Below are 20915 nucleotides of genomic sequence, written 5' to 3'. Positions count from 1 at the left end.
ATAGACCATTTCCGGACCGTTTCTCGAACACTCGTACGACATCCGTTCGGCCGCCTCCCACCTGCACAAACGCCCGGAGCCCCGGACTGTGGGGGCATGACGCAGCCCACCGGCGCCGGCGCTCCGCGCACCTCCTTCCTGGCCGAGGTGAAGGACGCCGTCACCCCACGGGCCACGGTGCTCGTGACCGGCACAGTCGCCCTCGCTCTGCTCTTCATCGCCTCCTATGTGGGCGCGCTCCACGACCCGAAGCCCAGGAACATGCCCCTGGGGGTAGTGGCCCCCGAGGTCGCCGCCCAGCAGACGGTGACCCGCCTGGAGAACCTGCCCGGCGACCCGCTGGACCCACGCGCCCTGCCCGACGCGGCAACGGCCCGCGACCAGATCCTGAACCGCGAGATCGACGGCGCCCTGCTGATCGACCCGGCGGGCAGTACCGACACCCTCCTGGTCGCCACCGGAGGCGGAAGAGCGCTGGCCGCCACCCTGGAGTCCCTCGTCGCCACCCTGGAGAGATCCGAGGCCCGCACCCTCCGCACCCTCGACGTGGCCCCGGCCGACCGACACGACGCCAACGGGCTCACGTCCTTCTACGTGACCGTGGGCTGGTGCGTGGGCGGTTATCTCTACGCATCGATCATGGCGATCAGCTCGGGGGCCCGCCGTCCCACCCCGAGACGCTCGGTGATCCGCCTCATCGTCATGGCCCTGGTCGCCATCGTCGCCGGCCTGGGCGGCGCCCTGATCGTCGGCCCGATCCTGGGCGCGCTGCCCGGCAGCATCGCCGCCCTCTGGGGTGTGGGCGCCCTGATCGTCTTCGCGGTAGGCGCGGCCACCCTCGCCTGCCAGGCCCTCTTCGGCCTGGCCGGTATCGGCCTGGCCATCCTGCTCGTGGTGATCCTGGGCAACCCGAGCGCGGGCGGCGCCCTCCCGCCCCCACTGCTCCCACCGTTCTGGCGAGACATCGGCCCGGCCCTGCCACCGGGCGCGGGCACCTGGGCATCCCGTTCGATCGCCTACTTCAAGGGCAACGACACAACCGACTCCCTGCTGGTCCTCTCGGCCTGGGCAGCCGCCGGAATCACCATCACACTCCTGGCGGCGACCCTACGCGGCAAGGAGCCGAAGCCCGCCGAGACATGAAGGCGCGTACCCCCACCGCCCGGCAGCCGCGTACGGCGGCAAGGGGCCGTGCCGGGGGGTGTCCGCCCGCAGCGGCGGGCGTCAAAAGACAGCACCGCCTGCCCAACAGCAACCGCCCGACCGAGGACGGACACCCCCCGGCACGGCCCCGACCCACCCACCAACCGTTGGCGCTACACAAGCCCCCACCGAACCCGCACAGGCCGCCGCAGGCATCCCCCACCCAACCGCCAGAGGCACCCGCCACCCGCCACCCAACGCGAAAGCCCCGCCCCTCACACGAGGGACGGGACTCCGCAAACGACGAACGAACGCGTCAGCCGATCTCGGTACCCGTGGCGGACAGCGCCTCGGTCACCGGCTGGAAGAACGTCTCACCACCGGCGGTGCAGTCACCGCTACCCCCGGACGTGAGCCCGATCGCCTTGTCACCGGAGAACAGCGAGCCACCACTGTCGCCGGGCTCGGCGCATACGTCGGTCTGGATCAGCCCGTTGACGATGTCACCGTTGCCGTAGTTCACGGTGGCGTCCAGGCCGGTGACCTTGCCCTCGTGCACCTGGGTGGTCGAACCGCTACGGGTGACCGCCATGCCGACGGTGGCCTCGGCGGCACCGCTGATGGCCTGCGAGGAGCCGTTGTAGAGGTTGACCTCGCTCGGGTGGTCGACCTCGGCGGTGTACTTGACCAGCCCGAAGTCGTTGTCCGGGAAGCTGGACGTCTCGTTGGCGCCGATCTCCTTGCCGCTGGAGTCAGACCAGGTGGAGATGGACTCGGTGCAGTGCCCGGCGGTCAGGAAGAACGGCTCGCCGCCCTTGACCACGTTGAAGCCGAGCGAGCAACGCCCGCTGCCGTCGGTGATCGCGTCACCACCGGCGACGAAGGGCTTGAACTCCCCCTTCGTCCGCTTCAGTTCCGCCGTGGCACCCAGCCCGTCGACAACCTTGCCGAGCTTGCCCCACTCGGCGTCGGACACCGTACGGTCGGCGGTGACGACGACCTTGTTCGTCGCCGGGTCCGTCACCCAGGCGGTGCCGGGAATGGTCGCGTCCTGCTTGAGCGTCGTACGGGCGCTCTTCAGCTCGGCGAGCGAGTTCTCCACGACCCGCGCCTTGGCGCCGGCGGCCTCGACCGCGTCGGCGGCGGCGGCGTCAAGGACGTTCACCACGAGGTTCTTGGTCTGCGCGTCGTAGTACGTGCCCGCGGCGTCACCGCCGAGGTCCTTCGCCAGCGTCGATGCGAGCTTTCCGGCCGCAGAGATCGACAGCGTCTTCGGCGCGGACGCCTCGGGCGTCTCACTGGCGTTCGCACTCTGCAAGGTCACTCCCGCGGCGACCAGTGCGGCGATTCCCGCACCTGCCACGGCTGCACGCCGCTTGGGTATGCGTCGGTGCTTCAACTCACGTCCTCCTGTGGGGGGTCGGTCCGAGAGGTTGTGGGGACCTCGCCGGACCGGAAGGCGTACGGCCACGGGGGCGACTCACAACAAAAGTCACGCCCGCGCCGGTTGAACAAGGTTCACTATTCCTAGGTTCGAAGGGAGCACACAAGGTCGACTTCCGGACGCGCGTAGAACACGGTTACGCGCCCCTTCCGTCTTGACCGTGCACAGTCACACCCGCTCTCTTCGCTCAGCAAACACCGCAAGCGAGCGAACCATAAGCAGCGTGTGAGGTCTACTCCTGTCTCGAAATCGCCCCTTCGGGGTCCGGATCCAAGCGAGCTTCACCAGGAGGGAGTTCGTCCTGTCCGGTCCGCGATTCAACAGATACCTGCCGCTGCGGTCCGGCACCCGCCTCCTGTCCGGAGGTCACGACCTGCGTCCCTTTTTCCAGAAATCGCAGCAATTCCACCGGAATCGGCAACACCAGCGTGGAGTTCTTCTCGGCCGCCACCGCCATCACCGTCTGCAGCAACCGCAACTGAAGAGCCGCGGGCGCGTCGGCCATCTGATGCGCCGCCTCCGCCAACTTCTTGGAGGCCTGAAGCTCCGCGTCGGCGTTGATCACCCGCGCCCGCCGCTCCCGGTCGGCCTCCGCCTGCCGTGCCATCGACCGCTTCATGGTCTCGGGCAGGGACACGTCCTTGATCTCCACCCGGTCGATCGTCACGCCCCACTCGACGGCCGGGCTGTCGATCATCAACTCCAGCCCCTGGTTGAGCTTTTCGCGGCTGGACAGCAGATCGTCCAGCTCGCTCTTGCCGATGATGGACCGCAGCGACGTCTGCGCCATCTGCGAGACCGCGAACCGGTAGTCCTCCACCCGCACGACCGCCTCGGCCGGTGCGGTCACCTTGAAGTAGACGACGGCGTCGACCCGCACGGTGACGTTGTCGCGGGTGATGCCCTCCTGCGCGGGAATGGGCATCGTCACGATCTGCATGTTCACTTTGCGCAGTTTGTCGACACCCGGCACGATCATCGTGAACCCGGGCCCGCGCACTTGGGATCGGAGCTTCCCGAGACGGAAGACCACCCCCCGTTCGTACTGCTTGACGACCCGCGCGGCCGCCGCCACATACACCACTCCGGCGGACGCGAGCGTCACTCCCGCCGCCACCAGCTCCTCGACCATCAGCGACCCCCTGGGTCCGACGTGGGCGCATTACAGGGGAGTTCTGCCTGCACATCGACGGTAACCCCGCCACGCGAACAAGGGCGAGCCCCCGCACGACGGTTGCGTGCGGGGGCTCACATTGCTGCTGGCTGCTGCTCAGGTCGAACAGAGGTGTCAGAAGACGCTGACGCCGTACGCGCTGAGGGCCTCGGTGACCGGCTGGAAGAAGGTCGTGCCACCGGAGCTGCAGTTGCCGCTGCCGCCGGAGGTCAGACCGTAGGCGACACCACTGTTGGAGTAGAGCGGGCCGCCGGAGTCGCCGGGCTCGGCGCAGACCGTGGTCTGGATCATGCCGTAGACGATGTCACCGCCGCCGTAGTTGACGGTCGCGTTGAGGGCGGTGACCCGGCCGCTGTGAATGCCGGTGGTGGAGCCGCGGCGGTAGACCGTGGTGCCCACGCTCGGGGTGGCGGCGCTGGTGATGTCGACGCTGCCCACGGTGCCCGACTTGGTGACTGACGAGTTCGAGTAGCGCACGATGCCGTAGTCGTTGGTCGGGAAGCTGGAGCCTGCGGTGCTGCCGAGGGTGGTGGTGTGCGAGGAGTTCGACCACCAGGTGCCCGCGCCGTCGGTGCAGTGACCGGCGGTCAGGAAGTAGTAGTTGCCGCTGCTGTCGCGGACGTTGAAGCCGAGGGAGCAGCGCCAGCTACTCGCATAGATGGCGTCGCCGCCTGAGATGTACTTCTTGAACGTGCCCGAGGTCCGCTTGATCGTGAGCGCGTCGGCGTTGCTGCCGGCCTGCTCCTTGATCTTGTTGATCTCGGCCTGGGAGACCGTGCTGTCGGCAGTGACGACGACACGGTTGGTCTTGCTGTCGACCACCCAGGCGGTGCCCGGGATGTCGGCCTTCAGCACCGAGCTGTTGGCGCCCTTGAGCTCGGCGGCGCTGAAGGTGGTGGGAGAGTCGGCGGCGGTCGCGTTGGGGATCGCGATCGCGGCCGCGGCCACGAGGCCGGTGGATACGGCGATCAGCCGGGTCCGTCTCGTGATGCCGCTGCGGGGGATGGTGCGCTTGATCCTCACTTTTCGTTCCCTCCAAGGGAAGTCGGGGGCCCGCGTGGGGTCGGGGCCTGTGAGGCGCAGTCAGAAGAGCGGCTGTCCGGATTCCGGACATGCCGTGCCCCTGACAAGCGCTGAGGGGAATATTCGGCCGAACGACCGGTAGGCGCAAGGGCGCCTTTCGGCCGTCAATCTTTGAACGATCTATGTGAGTTGGCCGCTCCCGCCCCGGTCAGAGCCGGTCGGCGAGGTTGTGCTCACCCGCCGCGCCGGCGACTTGGAGCGTCCGGAGCGGCGACGGAAAGGGACGACGAAGTGGCCGGTGAATGCGCACGCCCACATCGGCCTTTCCTCGGCGGGGGCGAAGTCGCGTACGCCCCACGCCCTTTCGCGCACCGACACGACCGGCCGACGCTCCCCGTACGCGCCCCGAGCCCGGCTCGCTCCTGGTCCCCGTCGGCCACCCGCTCCCCCGGATGGCCGGAAGTCGCCCTCCCTAGCAGCCGTCGCAGGGGCAGCAGCAGTCGCAGCCGTCACAGTCGCAGTCCCGGCAGCAGCCCTCGCGCTTCTTGCGGGACCAAGGACCCTCGTACTCCTCGGCGCAGCACAGCTTGCAGGTGCAGCACAGCAGCCAGAACATCCCGCAGCCGGCCCAGAACCCACGCCGTCCCTTCGGCGGCTGAGGCGCGGGCCCACCGCCGAACCCGCCGAAGCCACCACCGCCACCACCGGCACCGCCACCACCGGCACCGCCACCACCGCCGGGCGCTCCCCCACCACCGGCGTACGGGGTGCCGCCCAGGTACGGATTCCCGCCCCCGGCATACGGATTCTGCGGCGCCCCGTACGGCCCCTGCTGCGGCGGCTGTCCATAGGGCCCGGGTCCTGGCTGGTGGGACGAGCAGGTCGGCACCGTGCCGAACGCCCGGTCCACCGACCGCCGCAGCTCGTGCACCAGAAGCAGATGGGCGAGCTTGGGATCCGTGAACTCGACCTCGCGCAGCGCCAACCGCACTCCGTGCACGGCGTCGTCGGCGAGCCGGCGCGCCTCGGCGAGCGAGGTCCCGGTCGCGGTGAGCGGGTTGTACGCACCCGACTCGGCGTCGGCCGCCCGGTCCTCCACGGCGTCCAGGAGGTGCGCCAGCCGGCCGAAGAGGCGCCCGACCTCGGCGAGCGGCTCGGCATTGCCCGGCCGTCCGGCCAGGATCGCGGTGTGCGCGAAGGCCGCGGCGGTCGCCGTCTCGGTCGGTTCGGTCACGGCCAGGACGGAGGTGCCGAGCCCGGCCAGCGCCTCGATGCCGACCTGCCGGTCCACGGCGTCGACGAGTACGGCGGTGTCGAACCCGACGGCCGAGCCGCTACGGGCACCCGCCGCACCCCAACCGGCGGCCACCCGGCGCGCGGCGAGCGCCACCGGCCTGCGGGCCAGCAGCCCGTCACCGTCGGCCACATGGTCACGCACCTTGGCGGAGGCGAGCACCAGCGAGACGGCGGCGGCGAGCCGAGCACCCTCACCCTGTGCGACGGACGCGGTGCGCATTCCGCGCAACGGGCAAGGTCCCGCCGTACGCCGCAGTCCACTGGCCTTCTCCGCCTGAGCTTCCGTCAGGACGGAGATCAGAAGCCCGTCGTAGTTGGTGACGATCCGCGCGAACTGACCGTGGTCCCCGCGCAACGAGAGGCACAGTCCGCACAAATGCGCCAACCATTGCCCTGTGAGGTTCTCTCCGAGCCGATGACGACATGGCCTGACGATTCCGAACACGACGCTCCCCCGAGGTTCTTACGACGTTCCGACGACGTTGAGCTGCCGCATCGTACCGACCGCCGTGTCGATCACCACGGCAGCATCGTTCACCCGTACGCACCCCGCATCACCCATACGCCGTGAAGAATCATATTTCACTCACAGTCAGCAGCCGTACGTGGCATGCCCCTTGGGGGACACGGGCTCTCGACGTATTCGCTGTGCACCAGTACCGTCACAAACCCCCCGCGCGGCGTCTATCCACTTGGCGCGACGTCCGCATCATGGATGACCATAGGGATGCGGAATGCAAGAAAGACCGCTCTGAGAGGAGGCGTCCATGGGATCGGTGCGCAAGGCGAGTGCCTGGCTGGGCCTCGTTGACGACAACGATGACGAGCGTTACTACGACGACGAGTACTCCGACGGGACCGAGCCCGGGGATGCCTGGGTCACCGACCCGCGCGTCAAGGTGGCCACGGACGTCGCCGAGGAGAAGGGCCGCCGCATCGGCACGGTCACCCCGGACAGCTTCCGGGACGCCCGCGCCATCGGCGAGCTGTTCCGGGACGGGGTCCCGGTCATCATGAACCTCACGGCCATGGAGCCGGGCGACGCCAAGCGCGTCGTCGACTTCGCCGCGGGGCTCATCTTCGGTCTGCGCGGCTCGATCGACCGCGTGTCCAACCGGGTGTTCCTGCTGACTCCGGCCGACACGGAGATCATCAGCGGCGAGCGGGCGGCTCACCGCGAGGACGGCTTCTACAACCAGAGCTGAGGCAGGGCCGCTCACCGGCCCTGCCCGCTCGTGGGTTCAGCGGAAGGCGTCGAGCCCGGTGAGCGCCTTGCCCAGCACGAGCTGGTGCATCTCGACGGTGCCCTCGTAGGTGAGCACCGATTCCAGGTTGGTCGCGTGCCGCATCACGGGATATTCGAGCGAGATCCCGTTGGCACCGAGAATCGTCCGCGCCGTACGGCAGATGTCGATGGCCTCACGGACATTGTTGAGCTTGCCGAAGCTGACCTGCTCGGGACGCAGGCGGCCGGCGTCCATGCGCCGCCCCAGATGGTGGGCGAGCAGAATCCCCTTGTGCAGTTCGAGCGCCATGTCGGCGAGTTTGGCCTGGGTGAGCTGGAAGCCCCCGATCGGCCGGCCGAACTGCTCCCGCGACTTCGCGTAGTCGACAGCGGCCTCGAAACAGGACCGCGCCGCGCCCATGGCACCCCACACGATCCCGTACCGGGCGTGCGAGAGACAGCTGAGCGGCCCCTTCAGCCCGACGACGTCGGGGAGTACGGCATCGGCGGGCAGCCGTACGTCGTCGAGGACGAGTTCACTGGTGACGGAGGCGCGCAGCGACAGCTTGTGCTTGATCTCCGGGGCGGAGAACCCGGCGCTGTCGGTCGGCACGACGAACCCGCGGATCCCCTCGTCGGTCTGCGCCCACACGACGGCGACCCCGGCGACGGACCCGTTGGTGATCCACATCTTCCGCCCGCCCAGCACCCAGTCGGAGCCGTCCCGCTTGGCGTAGGTCCTCATCGAGGCGGGGTCGGACCCGTGGTCGGGCTCGGTCAGCCCGAAGCACCCGATGACCTCACCGGAGGCCATACGAGGCAGCCACTCCTGCTTCTGCTCCTCGCTCCCGAACCGATGGATCGCGTACATGGCGAGGGACCCCTGCACGGAGACGAGGGACCGGATCCCGGAGTCGGCGGCCTCCAGCTCGAGACAGGCGAGCCCGTACTGCACGGCCGAGGCGCCGGCGCACCCGTACCCGCTCAGGGACATCCCGAGCGCACCGATCTCCCCGAGTTCCCGCGCCAGCTCCCGGATCCCCGGCAGCTCACCCGTCTCGTACCACTCGGCGACATACGGCAGGACCCGATCCGCCGCCCACGCCCGCACGGTGCCCCGGATGGCCAGATCCTCGGGCTCCAGGAGGTCGTCGATGCCGAGGGGGTCGGCGGGGTCGAACGGGGGCAACTTCGAGGACGCGGACATGCAGGACCCTCCGGCAACGACGAAAACTAGCGCCGCTAGTTACGATTGTGGGCCAGACGCTACGACGCAGTGTCCCGCACGTCCAGTACGCACGGGGCACCGCAACGGGAGAAGGCCGGTCAGGCCGAGACTCGGGACTCCGCGACTTCCCTCGGCTTGGGCAGCTCCACGGCCGGGGCGTCGCACTGCATGGTCCGCGGCAACCGCAACGCCATCACCGCCCCCAGCAGCAACAGCCCCGCGCTCACGAGCAACGTCACATGCAGCCCGTGCACAAACGCCTCCCGGGCCGCATGATGCAGGGCCATCCCCGCCGACCCGCCCAGCTGCCCGGCGACCTCGTACGCCTCCCCCAACGAGTGCGAGGCCGCCGTGGAGGCCGACGCCGGCACTCCCGACACGGACGCCAGCCCGGGGGCGTACGCCGCGTTCATCACGCTGCCCAGCAACGCGATCCCGATCCCGGCACCCAGCTGGTAGGACGTCTCACCGATCGCCGCCGCCCCACCGGCCTGCTCCGGCGGAGCCTCGCTCAGCATCGACTCGTACGCCCCGAAGAGCGTCGTCTCCAGCCCGAAGCCCAGCAGCACGAACCCGCACAGCAGCAGGCCGGGATTGTCCTCGGCGCCCATGGCGGTCAGCACCACGACCGCTACGGCCGTCAGCAGGAACCCGGCGCACACCATCCGCCGCGGCCCGAAGCGCCGCAGCATGCGCGCTCCCGCGAGCCCGGACGCCATCGCCGCGAACGTCAGCGGCAGCAGCCGTAGCCCCGTCTCCAGCGGCGACAGCCCGAGCACCAGCTGGAGATACTGCGCCGCGATCAGTTCGAGCCCGACCAGCGCGAGCATCGCCAGCACGATGCACCCGACCGACGTACTGAACGCCGGTCGCGCGAACATCCCCAGGTCCACCAGCGGATACGTCCGGCGCTTCTGCCGTCGGACGAACAGAACCAGCAGCACCGAGCCGACCACCAGCGGCACCAGGGTGAGCAGGCTGGCCGCCGGCTCCCCGCCGCCGAGCCGCTTCACGCCCAGCACGACGCCGAACAGCCCGGCCGCCGCGAGCAGCGCGCCGACCACGTCCCAGGGGCCCTTGCCGTCGCCCTTGGACTCGGGCAGCAGCAGCCGGCCCACCGGAAGGCTGATCAGCATCAGCGGGATGTTGACGAGGAAGACCGAGCCCCACCAGAAGTGTTCGAGGAGGAATCCGCCGATCAGCGGCCCGACCGCCGCGCCCACCGCGGCCACCGCGCTCCAGATGCCGATCGCGAGGGCCCGCTCGCGCCGGTCGGGGAAGACCTGGCGCAGGATCGACAGGGTCGCGGGCATGATCATCGCGCCGCCGACCCCGAGCAGGGCACGGGCCAGGATCAGCACCTGTGGGTCGTGGGCCAGGGCCGCGAGGCCGGAGGCGAGGCCGAAGAGGCCGTATCCGAGCAGCAGAACGCGTCTGCGGCCCACCCGGTCACCGAGCGTGCCGAAGAGGATCAGCAGCGAGGCGCAGACGAGCGGGTAGATGTCGACGATCCAGAGCAGCTCTATCGCGCCGGGCCGGAGGTCCTCGGTGACGGCGGGTACCGCCACATGGAGGACGGTCGCGTCCACCGCGACGAGCAGCAGGCTGACGCAGAGGACGACGAGGACGACCCAGCGGTTGGCACCGGCCCCGGCCGCCCGACGGCGCAGCGCAGCGGCGGCCGTGGTCGTCCCGGACATGTACGTACCTCCCAGATGTTCCCTCGCCCTCGGCGGGCACACGGGGTGGGGACTCCCCGCGACTCGGCCGGAGAGGAGCGGTTGTCTCCGGCCCGCGCAATCAAGGGCGAGTGACTCGTCAGCGTACGCGAGTCCGCCTCCGCGCCCAGTGGCGGACCTCTCAGAGGCCACACGAACGCGTGTGGCGTACGCCACACAGTCCGGCCCGGATCGGTGAGCGCCGGGAGAATTCCACCCGATGATTCGGTGAACGAATTCATAAGCAGCGAAAAACGAACGAACAGAATGATCAAAGGAATTGAAGGATGCGGCGCCCGATGATTGCGGATTCCTTGGAAATAAACCTCCTCCTGAGAGGAATCCCACATCACATCGTCATCACAAAGCCGTGGAATCGCCGTTGAACTGCGCTCACTCGCTGTAACGTCGATTGGGTGTGTACCGAACGAAAGCTGACCCGTCTGGACCGGGTCTTCGCCAGGCTGGACCGGGAGCCGGAACGCCCGGCCCACATCGATGTGCCGCGGATGACCCGGCACCGGATCGTGCTGTTCGGCGCGACCCTGGCCTTCTACGGGGCCATCGTGTGGGCCGTCGTCATCACCTCGTGGCTGGTCCGGCTCGACTGGCAGGTCATGTTCTTCCGGCCGTATCAGCAGTGGGCGGAGATCCACTGGTTCGTCGACTACTACGTGGTGCTCGGCCAGCGCGGCCCGACCGCCGTGATGGTCGCGGCCTGGCTGGGCTGGCGGTCCTGGCGTCAGCACACCCTGCGTCCGCTGATCGCACTCGGCGTCTCGCTGCTCCTGCTGAACATCACCGTCGGCGCCGCCAAGCTCGGCATGGGCCGCCTCGGACCGCACTACGCGACCAGCATCGGCTCGAACGAGATGTGGCTGGGCGGCGATATATTTCCCAGCGGCCACACCGCCAACGCCGTGGTGACCTGGGGAATCCTGGCCTATCTGGCCTCGACCCCGAGAGCGCGCCGCTGGCTGTCGGCCCTGTCGGCGGTGACCTCGCTGGGCGTCGGCCTGTCCACCGTCTACCTCGGTACGCACTGGCTGAGCGATGTGCTGCTGGGCTGGACCGCCGGTCTGCTGATCCTGCTCGCCCTGCCGTGGTTCGAGCCGCTGATCGCCCGCTCCGAGACCCTGATCCTCGACCTGCGCGACCGCCGGCGCGCCCGCCGGGCCGCCGCCGTTCCGGTGCCACCCGCCCCGGTCGAGGCCCCGGTGCTGCTCAAGCCGCTGGCCACGGCGGGCGACGAGGAGACCGCGGCGCGCGAGGCGTCCTCCGCGGCCCGTTCCGCCCGGCCGACCGCCTACCACCTGGCGCCCGGTCCGCACACGGTCCGCGCGGAGCGCACCCCGGTCACCCCGGCCGGCAAGCGCCGACCGCCGCACACGGACCGCCCCACCCGCGGCGGGACCCCGACGGCCCGCCCTCTGACGGGCGGCTGACCAGCACATCCAGCGGGTTCGGTACACACGACCACCGCATGGCGACGGCCCCGGTTCCTGTCGAGGAACCGGGGCCGTCGCCGTGTGTCAGCCCTTCCAGGCCCGCGCCACCTGGCCGTCCTTCACCTCGAAGTTCAGGCGACCGCTGCGGTACTCCATGGTGATGATCGCCCCCGGCGGCAGCGAACGCACCGTCGACCACCCGCGGTCACGGGCGAGTCGCTCGGCCCTGTCGGCATCGAGACCGACATACGCGTCCGGGTTGTCCTGGGGTTCCGCGGGGGGTTTCGGAATGGGTGCCATACGGCCAACGCTAGGGCCTCGCGCGGTGATCGGGCCAGAGCCGACCGGGATCCTTTGCAGCGGTCATCCGGGTCACACGTCCCTCTCCGGTCACGCTTTTGTCACAGGATCACGACACGCGTTTCGGTCACTTCGACATCGACGGACCGTCACACGGACGGGGGATTCTCTGAGCCTTTCGCAGGCATTCGATCGCAATTCCCGCGTGTCGTGACGACGGGCCCGACGGCCTGGCGCAAAAGTTCCCGAGAAACTGCCTCCGGACCCCTTTTCCCCTCGATTCCGCGCGGGCCACGGGAGCCGGTGCCGCACAGGAAGTACATGGTTCCACCACAGAACCTCCGTACGCCCTCTGTCGGAGCGCCGCCGACGCGAGCATCATGGCGTGAGCTCGCGTCGGCGCGTGCGACGCGGGCTTCAGCGGGCCCGGGACGCGACGAGCGAAGGGGCGAGCGAGCGATGCGGACGCAGACCGTACAGGCGACGGCACGGCCCATGCGTAGCAGGCCACCGGGCGGCCGTGTGGTCGTCGACTGGCTGACCACCACCGACCACAAGAAGATCGGCCATCTCTACCTGATCACCTCGTTCGGGTTCTTCCTGGCCGGCGGTGTCATGGCCCTGTTGATGCGGGCCGAGCTGGCCCGGCCCGGTATGCAGATGCTGAGCAACGAGCAGTTCAACCAGCTGTTCACCATGCACGGCACGATCATGCTGCTGCTGTTCGCGACCCCGACCTTCGCGGGCTTCGCCAACGAGCTGATGCCGCTGCAGATCGGCGCCCCGGACGTGGCCTTCCCACGGCTGAACATGTTCTCGTACTGGCTGTTCCTGTTCGGCGGCCTGATCGTGATGGGCTCGCTGATCGTGCCGGACGGGCCGGCCGCCTTCGGCTGGTTCGCCTACGCGCCGCTCAACAGCCTGGAGCGCTCCCCCGGCGTCGGTCCCGACCTGTGGATCATGGGACTGGCGCTGGCCGGGTTCGGCACGATCCTGGGCGCGGTCAACTTCATCACCACGATCATCGGGATGCGCGCCCCCGGCATGACGATGTTCCGGATGCCGATCTTCGTGTGGAACACCCTGTTCACATCGATCCTGATCCTGATGGCGTTCCCGGTGCTGGCGGCCGCGCTGCTGGTGCTGGAGGCGGACCGCCGGTTCGGCTCGGTGGTGTTCGAGGCGGGCAACGGCGGTGCACTGCTGTGGCAGCACCTGTTCTGGTTCTTCGGGCATCCCGAGGTGTACATCATCGCGCTGCCGTTCTTCGGCATCATCACGGAGATCATCCCGGTCTTCAGCCGCAAGCCGATCTTCGGCTATCTGACGCTGGTCGGGGCGACGATGGCGATCACCGGTCTGTCGATCGTGGTGTGGGCGCACCACATGTTCGTCACGGGCGCGGTGCTGCTGCCGTTCTTCTCGTTCATGAGCTTCCTGATCGCGGTGCCGACGGGCGTGAAGTTCTTCAACTGGACCGGGACCATGATCAAGGGCTCGCTGTCCTTCGAGACCCCGATGCTGTGGGCGACGGGCTTCCTGGTGACGTTCCTGTTCGGCGGTCTGACCGGGGTGATCCTTGCGTCACCGCCGATGGACTTCCATGTCTCCGACTCGTACTTCGTCGTGGCCCACTTCCACTACGTCGTCTTCGGCACGGTCGTCTTCGCGATCTTCGCCGGCTTCCACTTCTGGTGGCCCAAGTTCACCGGGAAGATGCTCGACGAACGGCTCGGCAAGATCCACTTCTGGACGCTGTTCATCGGCTTCCACACCACGTTCCTGGTGCAGCACTGGCTCGGCGCGGAGGGCATGCCCCGCAGGTACGCCGACTATCTCGCCGCCGACGGCTTCACGGCGCTGAACACGGTCTCGACGATCGGCGCGTTCCTGCTCGGCCTGTCGACGCTGCCGTTCCTCTACAACGTCTGGAAGACCGCCAAGTACGGCAAGAAGGTCGAGGTCGACGACCCCTGGGGCTACGGCCGCTCCCTGGAGTGGGCCACCTCATGCCCGCCCCCGCGGCACAACTTCACGACCCTGCCGAAGATCCGCTCCGAGTCCCCGGCGTTCGATCTGCATCACCCGGACCACGCGCTGGAGGCTCCGCAGCCCGAGCCGAAGAGCGAGCAAGCCGGCCCTGAGCAGTCCTGATCGCCGCCACCGGTCGCCTAATGGCTCGGGGGTGCGGATCTTGCGGGCGGGTGCGGGCTCGTCGTGGTTGATCGCGCAGTTCCCCGCGCCCCTAAGGGTGTTGCCGCTAACCGGCACACGACGCTCAGGTTGCCCTGTCGGGTCTCGTACGGGACTCGGGAGGCGAGGATGTGGACCTCCATCGCGCCCGGTGCCAAACGGTGCGGTTCGCCCTCCGTCACGCGCGCGTACGCGTCCCAGTGGCCCTCCGGCAGCGCGACGCTGCTGGGGAGTGCGGCGCGCAGATGGCCACGCGCGGCCGGGGTCAACGGAAGGCTGACCTCCTCGCGGCCTTCGCGGTGGCGCAGCACCAAGTGGGCCTCATCGGTGGCCCCGGCCGCCGTGACGTCGAAGGTCAGCCCGCCGGCCGAATCCGCGATGCAGTCGGCGCGCAGTGGTGCGGTCTGCGGCACGGGCGTCATGCGCTGCGGTTCCTCCCTCGGCTGTCGGCTCTGTGGGCTCTGTCGGTTGGACCGGCGACGCGGCCTTTTGGTTGCGTCTCAAGGCTGGTACGACAGCTGCGGCACTTCGAAGCACGAGTCGTTCATGTCCGTCTGGGAGACCCAGCCCCGGCCGTCCTCCCAGCGGGCCACCGACAGACAGGTCCGGCGGCTCTTCGGCGGCTCCGGCAGCCGCTCGAACGTGACGGGGAGCAGCAGCCCGTCGGCGGTGTATCCCCGGCTGCGGTTCATGTGGTCGTCGACGCACGCGCGCGTGACGCCCTGTCCGGCGCACGCCTTCGCCGCGTCCGTGAACCACATCGCCGCCGCCCAGCCCTCCAGCTGCCACTGGGAGTGCGTCTCAAGGCCCTTCGTGGCGTCCCTGAACTCCCGTACGGCGTCCTGGCCGGTGTCCTGGTAGTTGCGGGACGAGCCGGTCGCCCACAGGGCGTTGCGGCAGCGCGGGGCGTCCTTGTAGTCCTCGGCGACGGTGGACGTCCAGTTCTGTACGTTCGTGACCTTGGCGGTGACCTCGGCGCCGACGTCGTCCATCGCCGCGCACAGCCGGGCGTTGCCGTGGGTGTCGATGGCGTCGAAGACGAGGTCGGCGCCCTGCTCCTTCAGATCGGCCGCCGCCGCGCGGAAGTTGGGCAGCGCGAAGTCGACCTGCTCGGTGACCACCTTGTAGCCCTCGGCCTTCAGCCCCCGCTCGACGAGGCGGGCGTAGGCGGCGGACGCGGGCTGGTTGTACGAGACGACGGCGGCCGTACGGGCGCCGTGCTCGCGCTTGAAGTAACGGTAGACCTCGGTACCGCCGTACTGCTTGCCGTCCCAGCCGGTGGTGCCGTCGCGGGGCGCGAGGCTGCCGTAGATGCCGTACAGGTGCGGCCAGGTGTCGTAGGCGGATCCGATGGGCTGGCCGCCGATGTCGGGCACGCGTGCGCGTGAGACGCGTGAGGCGCCCGCGTAGTCCAGGGCGGTGGTGGCGACCAGGGCGACGACGTGGTCCTCGTCGATCAGCTTGTGCACGCACTCGTTGTTGCCGACGCCGCTGCCGCCGTCGTCGCACAGGTGCACCTCGACGCGGCGGCCGTCGATGCCGCCGCGCGCGTTGAGGCGGTCGAAGTACGCCTTGGCGCCGTCGCGCGGGCCGGTGAAGGCGTTGCCGCCGACAGGACTGGTGGCGCTGGTGATGACGCCGACGCGGACCGGGGTGCGATCCGCGGGCGGTTCGGCGGTCGGGCCCCGGTCGCGGTGTTCGAAGTCGCTCTCGGGCAGCCGGCTGCCGCACGCCGTACTCAGAGCCAGGACCAGCACGGCGATCGCCGCCTCAGCACCCCGGGATCGGCGACCCATTGCCGCTCAACTGGACCAGCGCGCACAGGGTCTTGGCGGACACCTTCCAGGTGCCGTCCTGTTCGACGGCCGTTCCGGAGGCGTCCGGGAGGGCGGTGGCGCCCTTGAGGGTGAGGTCGTAGGTCACGTTCGCCTCGGTCGGCGAGGTGAACTCGATCTTGGAGACCTGAGCCTGGACCTGCCCGCCGCGCTCGTCACCGCTGAACGCGTCGAGGACCGGCGCCAGCCGGTCGCCGTTCTCCAGGACGGCCTGCTTGTCCTTCAGGGCGGTGTCCGGGTCGAAGAACTTCTGCCAGTTCTGCTTGATCTCCGTCTCGGCCGCCCCGACGTCCGCGGGCGCGGTCGCGGCCGGCGACTGCTCGGTCCGCTCGGCGGTCGGGGTCGGCGGTGTCTCGTTGCCGCCGCCTCCCTCGTCGTCGCTGCAGGCCACGAAGGCCGGGGCGAGACAGAGGAGCAGGGCGGCCGCCAGCACCCTCCCCCGCCCCCTGTGCGCGTTGCGCCGCCTGAGGTCGCTCCCGAGAACCATCTGGCTCACCACCGGGTGTCGATCCGGGCCGTGTGCGCCCGGTGCTTTCAGGGTCAGCTTGCAGGAGGCATAGTGCAAGCCATTGGCTGACATGGACAGGCACATGCGCAGAATGCCGATGTGCGTGCGCTCGAACCCGACATGTGGGAGCCGGCGATGCGGACAGCCCGACTGCGGACCGTGCACCCCGTCCTCTGGGCCGGCTGGGCCGCGCTCGCCGCGGGCGCGGTGCTGTGCGTCATCGGCTGGTACGGCGTCTCCGGCGAGCGGTTCGCCGAGCGGCAGCTGCCGTATCTCGCGTCCTGCACGGTCCCCGGCGCCGCCCTGATCATCGCCGGGGCGGTGCTGCTGACCCACGGCCGGAGCGCGCTCGCCGCCGCGCGCGTGGAGGAGCTGTACGGCCTTCTGGTCGCCGCCGAGCCCTCCGACGCCGAGGAGTCCGGGCGGTCGGCCGCGGCGCCCCTGGCGGTCAGCGGGGAGCTGCTGATGGTGCCCGGCGGCACCCTCTGGCACCGGGCGGACTGCCCACTGGTCGCCGGGAAGGTGGAGGCCGTCCCCGTCGACGCGAAGCTGGTGCGCAGCGGCGAACTGGGCCCGTGCCCGATCTGTGAACCCGCCGAAGCGGATGACTGATGGCCTCGCTTACGTACGACCTCACCCTGGCCGGCCTCTCGGTCGGCAGCGCCGCCGCGCTCACCGGGATCGGTCTGGTCGTGACGTACCGCGCGACCGGCGTGCTGAACTTCGCGCACGGGGCGATCGCGATGGTGTGCGCGTATGTGCTGCGCCAGTGCGTGGTGGAGTGGGGCTGGCCGCTGTGGGCGGGCGCGACGGTGACGCTGCTGGTCCTCGCACCGGCCGTCGGGATGACGCTGGAACGATTCGTCTTCCGACCGTTGTCGGTCCTCGGCGGCGACCCGGCGCAGACCCTGGTGGCGTCCATCGGGGTGTTCGTGCTGCTGGTGGGCGGGGCGGCGCTGCTGTGGGGCCAGGGCGCCCGGGACGACGCTCCGGAGCTGGTGCCGGCGGACCCCTGGGGCCAGCTGTCGGTGGCGCTGCTGCTGGCGGCCGGGGTGGGCGCGGTGATCCGCTGGACGCGTTTCGGCCGGGAGCTGCGGGCCGTGGTCGACGACCGGGAGCTGGCGGTCCTCGGGGGCATCGACGCGGACCGGGTCGCGGCGGCGGGCTGGGCGTTCGGCTCGTTCACCGCGGGTCTGACGGGCGTACTGCTGGCGCCGTACGTGCGCCTGGACCCGTACGGCATGCCGCTGCTGGTCATGGAGGTGGTCGCGGTCGCGGTGGCGGCCCGCATGCGCAGCCTTCCGATCGCGGTGCTGGCGGCGCTGACGATCGCGGTCGCCCAGAGCCAGCTGACGCGCCTGCACCCGTCGGGCTGGGGCGCGCCCCTGTTGCAGGCCGTGAGCACGAACCTCTTCGTCGTCGCCCTGCTGATCGCGGCCCTGGCACTCCCCCGCGTCGGCACCCGGGACGCCCTCCCCCGCACGGCCACCGCGCGCGTGCCGACCCCTCCGGGCGCCTGGATCGTGGCAGCCGTCCTCTTTCTGCTGCCCCTGGGCTTCGCGGGCTCGGACCTGCATACGTCGGTGCAGGTGCCGGCGCTGGGCGTGGTGCTGCTTTCCCTGGTCGTCGTCACGGGCCGCGGCGGCCAGATCTCGCTCGGGCAGGCGGCGTACGCGGGCCTGGGCGCCCTGTTCACGGCCCTGCTGGCCGCGGGCGGCTTCCCGGGCCTGCCCCGCCTGCCGGAGCTCGCGGCACTGGCGCTGGCGGTCGTCCTGGTGGCTTCCTTGGGCCTCCTCACGGGCTGGCCGGCGATCAGCCGCCGGGGCCTGGCGCTCGCGCTGGCCACCTTCGCGGTCGGCGTCGGCGTGAGCCGCTTCGTCTTCGCCCAGCCGTACGCGATCTCGGGGCTGTCCCTTGGGCGCCCGGCGGGCTTCGAGGGCGACCGCGCGTACTACGTCCTGGAGCTCTGTCTGCTGGCGGCCGCCCTGCTGACGACCTGGCTGCTGCGCCGGGGCCGCACGGGCCGGGCCCTGGCCGCGATGCGGGACCACGAGTCCGGGGCGTCGGCGGCGGGCGTCCAGGTGCCCTCCCTCAAGCTGCTGGCCTTCGTCTCGGGCGCCGCCCTGGCCGCCCTCGGCGGCGGCATGCTCGGCATGGGCCTGCGCGCCTTCGACCCCGCCGCCTACGACCCGGTCCGCGGCCTCCTCTGGTTCGCCGCGGTGGTGGTCCTGGGCGCCGACAGCACCCTGGGCGCCCTGGCCGCCGCGGCCCTTCTGGTCGGCCTCGACGCGGGCGCCCGGGGCGGCGTGGCGGCGGCGCTGATCGGGGTGCTGGCGGTGCTGGTGGGGCGGTTCCCCGGGGGGCCGTACGAGGCGGTGCGGGCGGCGACGGAGAGGCTGCGGACTCGGCGGGGGGCGACGCTGACGCCGCTGGGCGCGCGGGTACGGGGGCGACTGCGCCCGGCAGAGCGAGCAGCCACGCCTCAACCACTCCTGGCGGGCCTGACGGCATCGCGCCAGGCACGCCCCCGGACCGCCGCGACCGCCGACGGCGCTGAGCCCCCACGACGGCCACGCCCACCCGCACCCACACCCACACTGACGACCCGCCACCTCCAGGCCCGCTACGACCGATTCACCGCCCTCGAAGAGATCACCCTCACCGTCCCCCCAGGCCGCATCACCGCGATCATCGGCCCCAACGGCGCGGGAAAGAGCACCCTCTTCCACTGCCTGGCCGGCACCCACCGCCCCACCCACGGCCAAGTCCTCCTCGGCCCCCGCGACATCACCCGCCAGTCCGCCCACGCCCGCACCCGCCTCGGCATCGCACGCACCTTCCAGCAGCTTGCGGTCTTCCCCTCGTTGACCGTGGCCGAGAACGTCCGCGTAGGCGCCGAACAGGGCCGCCTCCAGGACCCGGCGGCGGTGGAACGATCCTTGAGACTGCTGGGCCTGGACGGCCCCGTACGCTCTCTGCCCGCCGCAGGCCTGCCCACCGGCACGCTGCGGCGTGTGGAGTTGGCCCGGGCCCTCGCGGGCGGCCCCCGCGTCCTGCTGCTCGACGAACCGGCCGCCGGTCTCGACACGGCCGAAGTCATCGCACTGACCCGGGTCCTGAAGGCCCTGGCCGCGGACGGCATGGCGCTGCTCGTCGTCGAGCACGACCTCGACCTGGTCGCCGACCTCGCCGACACCGTGCACGTCATGGCGGCGGGCCGCGTCGTCGCCTCCGGCCCACCCGACCGCGTACTCGATGCGACAGGCGCCGAGGAGACCCCCGCATGACCACGATCTCCCTGCGCCACGCGCGCGTGCGTTACGGCCCCCTGGAAGCCCTCCACGGCATCACGATCGCGGCCCACGGCCCCGGCCTGACCGTTCTGCTGGGCCGCAACGGATCCGGCCGTACGACGGTTCTGCGCGCCCTGGCGGGCACGGTGCGGCTGTCGGGCGGCGCGGTGGTGTGGGACAGCGTCGACATCACCCGGGTGCCCGCCCACGAGCGGGCCCGGCGCGGGCTGTGCCTGGTCCCCGAGCGGCAGGCGGTGTTCGGCTCCCTCACCGTGCGCGAGAACCTCGAACTCGCGGCCCCGTCGTACGACGTCGCCCTCGACGCCTACCCGCGCCTGGAACGTCTCCTGGCACGCCGTGCCGGCACCCTGTCCGGCGGTGAGCAACGCATGCTCGCCCTCTCCCGCGCTCTGCTGGCACGCGCGCGTGTCGTGCTCGTGGACGAGCCCGCGCAGGGCATGTCACCCGCTGTGGCGGCCCGTACGTACGAGTTGCTGAGCGGGCTGGACGCGTGCGTGATCGTCGCCGAGCAACGACTGCCGCCCGTCCTGCGGGGCCGGGCGGCACTCGTTCACGAACTGCGGCGTGGCGCGGTCGTGTTCAGCGGAGAGGCGGGCGAGTACGAGCGCCGGGCAGCGGCGCGCCCAACCGGATCGACCTCCTGGGCATGAGCAGCACAGCGCCGTTCAGCCTGGGCTTCGCGGACTGGGGACGGCTGGGCTTCTCCAACTTCATGCGGCCCTTGAGCCCGTACCGCCTGGAGCAGTGCGGCCAGGCCCCCCAGCCCTGTACGGCCACCACCTTCCGGGCGATGTCGATCTGCTCCTTGCGGGTGGCGAGATCCGCGCGCGGGGCGTACTTCCGCCCGCCGAAGCCCTCCCAGGTGGGCTGGGAGAACTGAAGCCCTCCGTAGTGCCCGTTGCCGGTGTTGATGTGCCAATCGCCGCCACTCTCGCACTTGGCGACACAGCTCCAGGGCCAATGGCGTTTGGCACAGGACAGGGACGCGGGTTTGGGCGGTGGTCCGGACATATGTTCCACATGCGCCACCTGGGGCGCGTGCATGGCGTGCGCGTGCGCCGGGCCC

The 20915-nt window shown here is 70.4% G+C and carries 18 protein-coding genes; 7 read left to right on the top strand and 11 right to left on the bottom strand.

Annotated elements, in window-relative coordinates:
- The first annotated feature begins 96 nt into the window (after nucleotides 1-96).
- Entirely contained in the window at nucleotides 97-1143 is a 1047-nt protein-coding gene (locus tag ACZ7NC_RS36345; protein ID WP_471494845.1) for an ABC transporter permease, read from the top strand.
- A gap of 316 nt (nucleotides 1144-1459) precedes the next feature.
- On the opposite strand, the gene ACZ7NC_RS36340 is transcribed toward ACZ7NC_RS36345, so the two are convergent.
- The 4 genes from ACZ7NC_RS36340 to ACZ7NC_RS36325 all read right to left on the bottom strand — a co-directional run bounded on the left by ACZ7NC_RS36340 (nucleotide 1460) and on the right by ACZ7NC_RS36325 (nucleotide 6525).
- Nucleotides 1460-2542 (bottom strand): S1 family peptidase, encoded by a 1083-nt coding sequence (locus ACZ7NC_RS36340; RefSeq protein WP_471494844.1) that lies wholly within the window; start codon nucleotides 2540-2542, stop codon nucleotides 1460-1462.
- A gap of 277 nt (nucleotides 2543-2819) precedes the next feature.
- Nucleotides 2820-3719, bottom strand: coding sequence for a slipin family protein (locus tag ACZ7NC_RS36335; RefSeq protein ID WP_471494842.1), 900 nt, complete (start codon nucleotides 3717-3719; stop codon nucleotides 2820-2822).
- 156 nt (nucleotides 3720-3875) lie between these two features.
- A complete protein-coding gene (locus ACZ7NC_RS36330) occupies nucleotides 3876-4784 on the bottom strand; it encodes a S1 family peptidase (RefSeq protein WP_471494840.1) in 909 nt (302 codons plus the stop codon).
- 472 nt (nucleotides 4785-5256) lie between these two features.
- The gene (locus ACZ7NC_RS36325) at nucleotides 5257-6525 is read right to left on the bottom strand and encodes a DUF5685 family protein (protein ID WP_471494838.1); all 1269 of its coding nucleotides are present in this window, start codon (nucleotides 6523-6525) and stop codon (nucleotides 5257-5259) included.
- A 322-nt stretch (nucleotides 6526-6847) separates the two neighbouring features.
- Between ACZ7NC_RS36325 and ACZ7NC_RS36320 the strand changes: the two genes are divergently transcribed.
- A complete protein-coding gene (locus tag ACZ7NC_RS36320; protein WP_471494836.1) occupies nucleotides 6848-7285 on the top strand; it encodes a cell division protein SepF in 438 nt (145 codons plus the stop codon).
- Between the two features lie 36 nt (nucleotides 7286-7321).
- Here ACZ7NC_RS36320 and ACZ7NC_RS36315 read toward each other — a convergent pair whose 3' ends face one another.
- On the bottom strand, nucleotides 7322-8512 hold the full coding sequence (locus ACZ7NC_RS36315; protein WP_471494834.1) for an acyl-CoA dehydrogenase family protein: 1191 nt from the start codon (nucleotides 8510-8512) through the stop codon (nucleotides 7322-7324).
- Nucleotides 8513-8631: 119 nt separating this feature from the next.
- On the bottom strand, nucleotides 8632-10233 hold the full coding sequence (locus ACZ7NC_RS36310) for an MFS transporter (protein ID WP_471494832.1): 1602 nt from the start codon (nucleotides 10231-10233) through the stop codon (nucleotides 8632-8634).
- A 434-nt stretch (nucleotides 10234-10667) separates the two neighbouring features.
- On the opposite strand from ACZ7NC_RS36310, the gene ACZ7NC_RS36305 reads away from it, so the two are divergent.
- Nucleotides 10668-11696, top strand: coding sequence for a phosphatase PAP2 family protein (locus ACZ7NC_RS36305; RefSeq protein WP_471494830.1), 1029 nt, complete (start codon nucleotides 10668-10670; stop codon nucleotides 11694-11696).
- A gap of 87 nt (nucleotides 11697-11783) precedes the next feature.
- Here the strand turns inward: ACZ7NC_RS36305 and ACZ7NC_RS36300 are convergent, their stop codons facing one another.
- On the bottom strand, nucleotides 11784-11999 hold the full coding sequence (locus ACZ7NC_RS36300; protein ID WP_383421615.1) for an I78 family peptidase inhibitor: 216 nt from the start codon (nucleotides 11997-11999) through the stop codon (nucleotides 11784-11786).
- A gap of 459 nt (nucleotides 12000-12458) precedes the next feature.
- Here ACZ7NC_RS36300 and ctaD point away from each other — a divergent pair, with 459 nt between their 5' ends.
- The gene (ctaD, locus tag ACZ7NC_RS36295) at nucleotides 12459-14153 is read left to right on the top strand and encodes an aa3-type cytochrome oxidase subunit I (RefSeq protein ID WP_471494828.1); all 1695 of its coding nucleotides are present in this window, start codon (nucleotides 12459-12461) and stop codon (nucleotides 14151-14153) included.
- A 17-nt stretch (nucleotides 14154-14170) separates the two neighbouring features.
- On the opposite strand, the gene ACZ7NC_RS36290 is transcribed toward ctaD, so the two are convergent.
- From ACZ7NC_RS36290 to ACZ7NC_RS36280, 3 genes are all read right to left on the bottom strand, one after another.
- On the bottom strand, nucleotides 14171-14614 hold the full coding sequence (locus tag ACZ7NC_RS36290; protein WP_471494826.1) for a hypothetical protein: 444 nt from the start codon (nucleotides 14612-14614) through the stop codon (nucleotides 14171-14173).
- Between the two features lie 78 nt (nucleotides 14615-14692).
- On the bottom strand, nucleotides 14693-15988 hold the full coding sequence (locus tag ACZ7NC_RS36285) for an ABC transporter substrate-binding protein (protein ID WP_471494824.1): 1296 nt from the start codon (nucleotides 15986-15988) through the stop codon (nucleotides 14693-14695).
- Entirely contained in the window at nucleotides 15963-16514 is a 552-nt protein-coding gene (locus ACZ7NC_RS36280) for an MTB12 C-terminal domain-containing protein (RefSeq protein ID WP_471494822.1), read from the bottom strand. The genes ACZ7NC_RS36285 and ACZ7NC_RS36280 overlap by 26 nt, the downstream gene beginning before the upstream one ends.
- Nucleotides 16515-16670: 156 nt before the next feature.
- On the opposite strand from ACZ7NC_RS36280, the gene ACZ7NC_RS36275 reads away from it, so the two are divergent.
- From ACZ7NC_RS36275 to ACZ7NC_RS36265, 3 genes are read left to right on the top strand one after another with little or no spacing between them, the layout of a single operon-like run.
- Nucleotides 16671-17147 (top strand): hypothetical protein, encoded by a 477-nt coding sequence (locus ACZ7NC_RS36275; protein WP_471494873.1) that lies wholly within the window; start codon nucleotides 16671-16673, stop codon nucleotides 17145-17147.
- Nucleotides 17147-19822: an ABC transporter permease subunit gene (locus ACZ7NC_RS36270; RefSeq protein ID WP_471494820.1), complete on the top strand. Its 2676-nt coding sequence runs from the start codon at nucleotides 17147-17149 to the stop codon at nucleotides 19820-19822. The genes ACZ7NC_RS36275 and ACZ7NC_RS36270 overlap by 1 nt, the downstream gene beginning before the upstream one ends.
- Nucleotides 19819-20499, top strand: coding sequence for an ATP-binding cassette domain-containing protein (locus ACZ7NC_RS36265; protein WP_471494818.1), 681 nt, complete (start codon nucleotides 19819-19821; stop codon nucleotides 20497-20499). Before ACZ7NC_RS36270 ends, ACZ7NC_RS36265 begins: the two co-directional genes overlap by 4 nt.
- Here the strand turns inward: ACZ7NC_RS36265 and ACZ7NC_RS36260 are convergent.
- Nucleotides 20429-20860: a transglycosylase family protein gene (locus ACZ7NC_RS36260; RefSeq protein WP_471494871.1), complete on the bottom strand. Its 432-nt coding sequence runs from the start codon at nucleotides 20858-20860 to the stop codon at nucleotides 20429-20431. The genes ACZ7NC_RS36265 and ACZ7NC_RS36260 overlap by 71 nt on opposite strands.
- Nucleotides 20861-20915: the final 55 nt, after the last annotated feature.

This window comes from Streptomyces sp. NPDC111802 (assembly GCF_055634335.1).
The sequence above is the reverse complement of the archived record's forward strand: the minus strand, read 5'-3'. Positions and strand labels throughout refer to the sequence as shown.

Coding starts and splice junctions, on each gene's coding strand:
- ACZ7NC_RS36345 (WP_471494845.1), top strand. CDS start 97: ATGACGCAGCCCACCGGCGCCGGCGCTCCGCGCACCTCCTTCCTGGCC.
- ACZ7NC_RS36335 (WP_471494842.1), bottom strand. CDS start 3,719: ATGGTCGAGGAGCTGGTGGCGGCGGGAGTGACGCTCGCGTCCGCCGGA.
- ACZ7NC_RS36320 (WP_471494836.1), top strand. CDS start 6,848: ATGGGATCGGTGCGCAAGGCGAGTGCCTGGCTGGGCCTCGTTGACGAC.
- ACZ7NC_RS36315 (WP_471494834.1), bottom strand. CDS start 8,512: ATGTCCGCGTCCTCGAAGTTGCCCCCGTTCGACCCCGCCGACCCCCTC.
- ACZ7NC_RS36310 (WP_471494832.1), bottom strand. CDS start 10,233: ATGTCCGGGACGACCACGGCCGCCGCTGCGCTGCGCCGTCGGGCGGCC.
- ACZ7NC_RS36300 (WP_383421615.1), bottom strand. CDS start 11,999: ATGGCACCCATTCCGAAACCCCCCGCGGAACCCCAGGACAACCCGGAC.
- ctaD (WP_471494828.1), top strand. CDS start 12,459: ATGCGGACGCAGACCGTACAGGCGACGGCACGGCCCATGCGTAGCAGG.
- ACZ7NC_RS36290 (WP_471494826.1), bottom strand. CDS start 14,614: ATGACGCCCGTGCCGCAGACCGCACCACTGCGCGCCGACTGCATCGCG.
- ACZ7NC_RS36285 (WP_471494824.1), bottom strand. CDS start 15,988: ATGGGTCGCCGATCCCGGGGTGCTGAGGCGGCGATCGCCGTGCTGGTC.
- ACZ7NC_RS36280 (WP_471494822.1), bottom strand. CDS start 16,514: ATGGTTCTCGGGAGCGACCTCAGGCGGCGCAACGCGCACAGGGGGCGG.
- ACZ7NC_RS36275 (WP_471494873.1), top strand. CDS start 16,671: ATGCGGACAGCCCGACTGCGGACCGTGCACCCCGTCCTCTGGGCCGGC.
- ACZ7NC_RS36270 (WP_471494820.1), top strand. CDS start 17,147: ATGGCCTCGCTTACGTACGACCTCACCCTGGCCGGCCTCTCGGTCGGC.
- ACZ7NC_RS36265 (WP_471494818.1), top strand. CDS start 19,819: ATGACCACGATCTCCCTGCGCCACGCGCGCGTGCGTTACGGCCCCCTG.
- ACZ7NC_RS36260 (WP_471494871.1), bottom strand. CDS start 20,860: ATGTCCGGACCACCGCCCAAACCCGCGTCCCTGTCCTGTGCCAAACGC.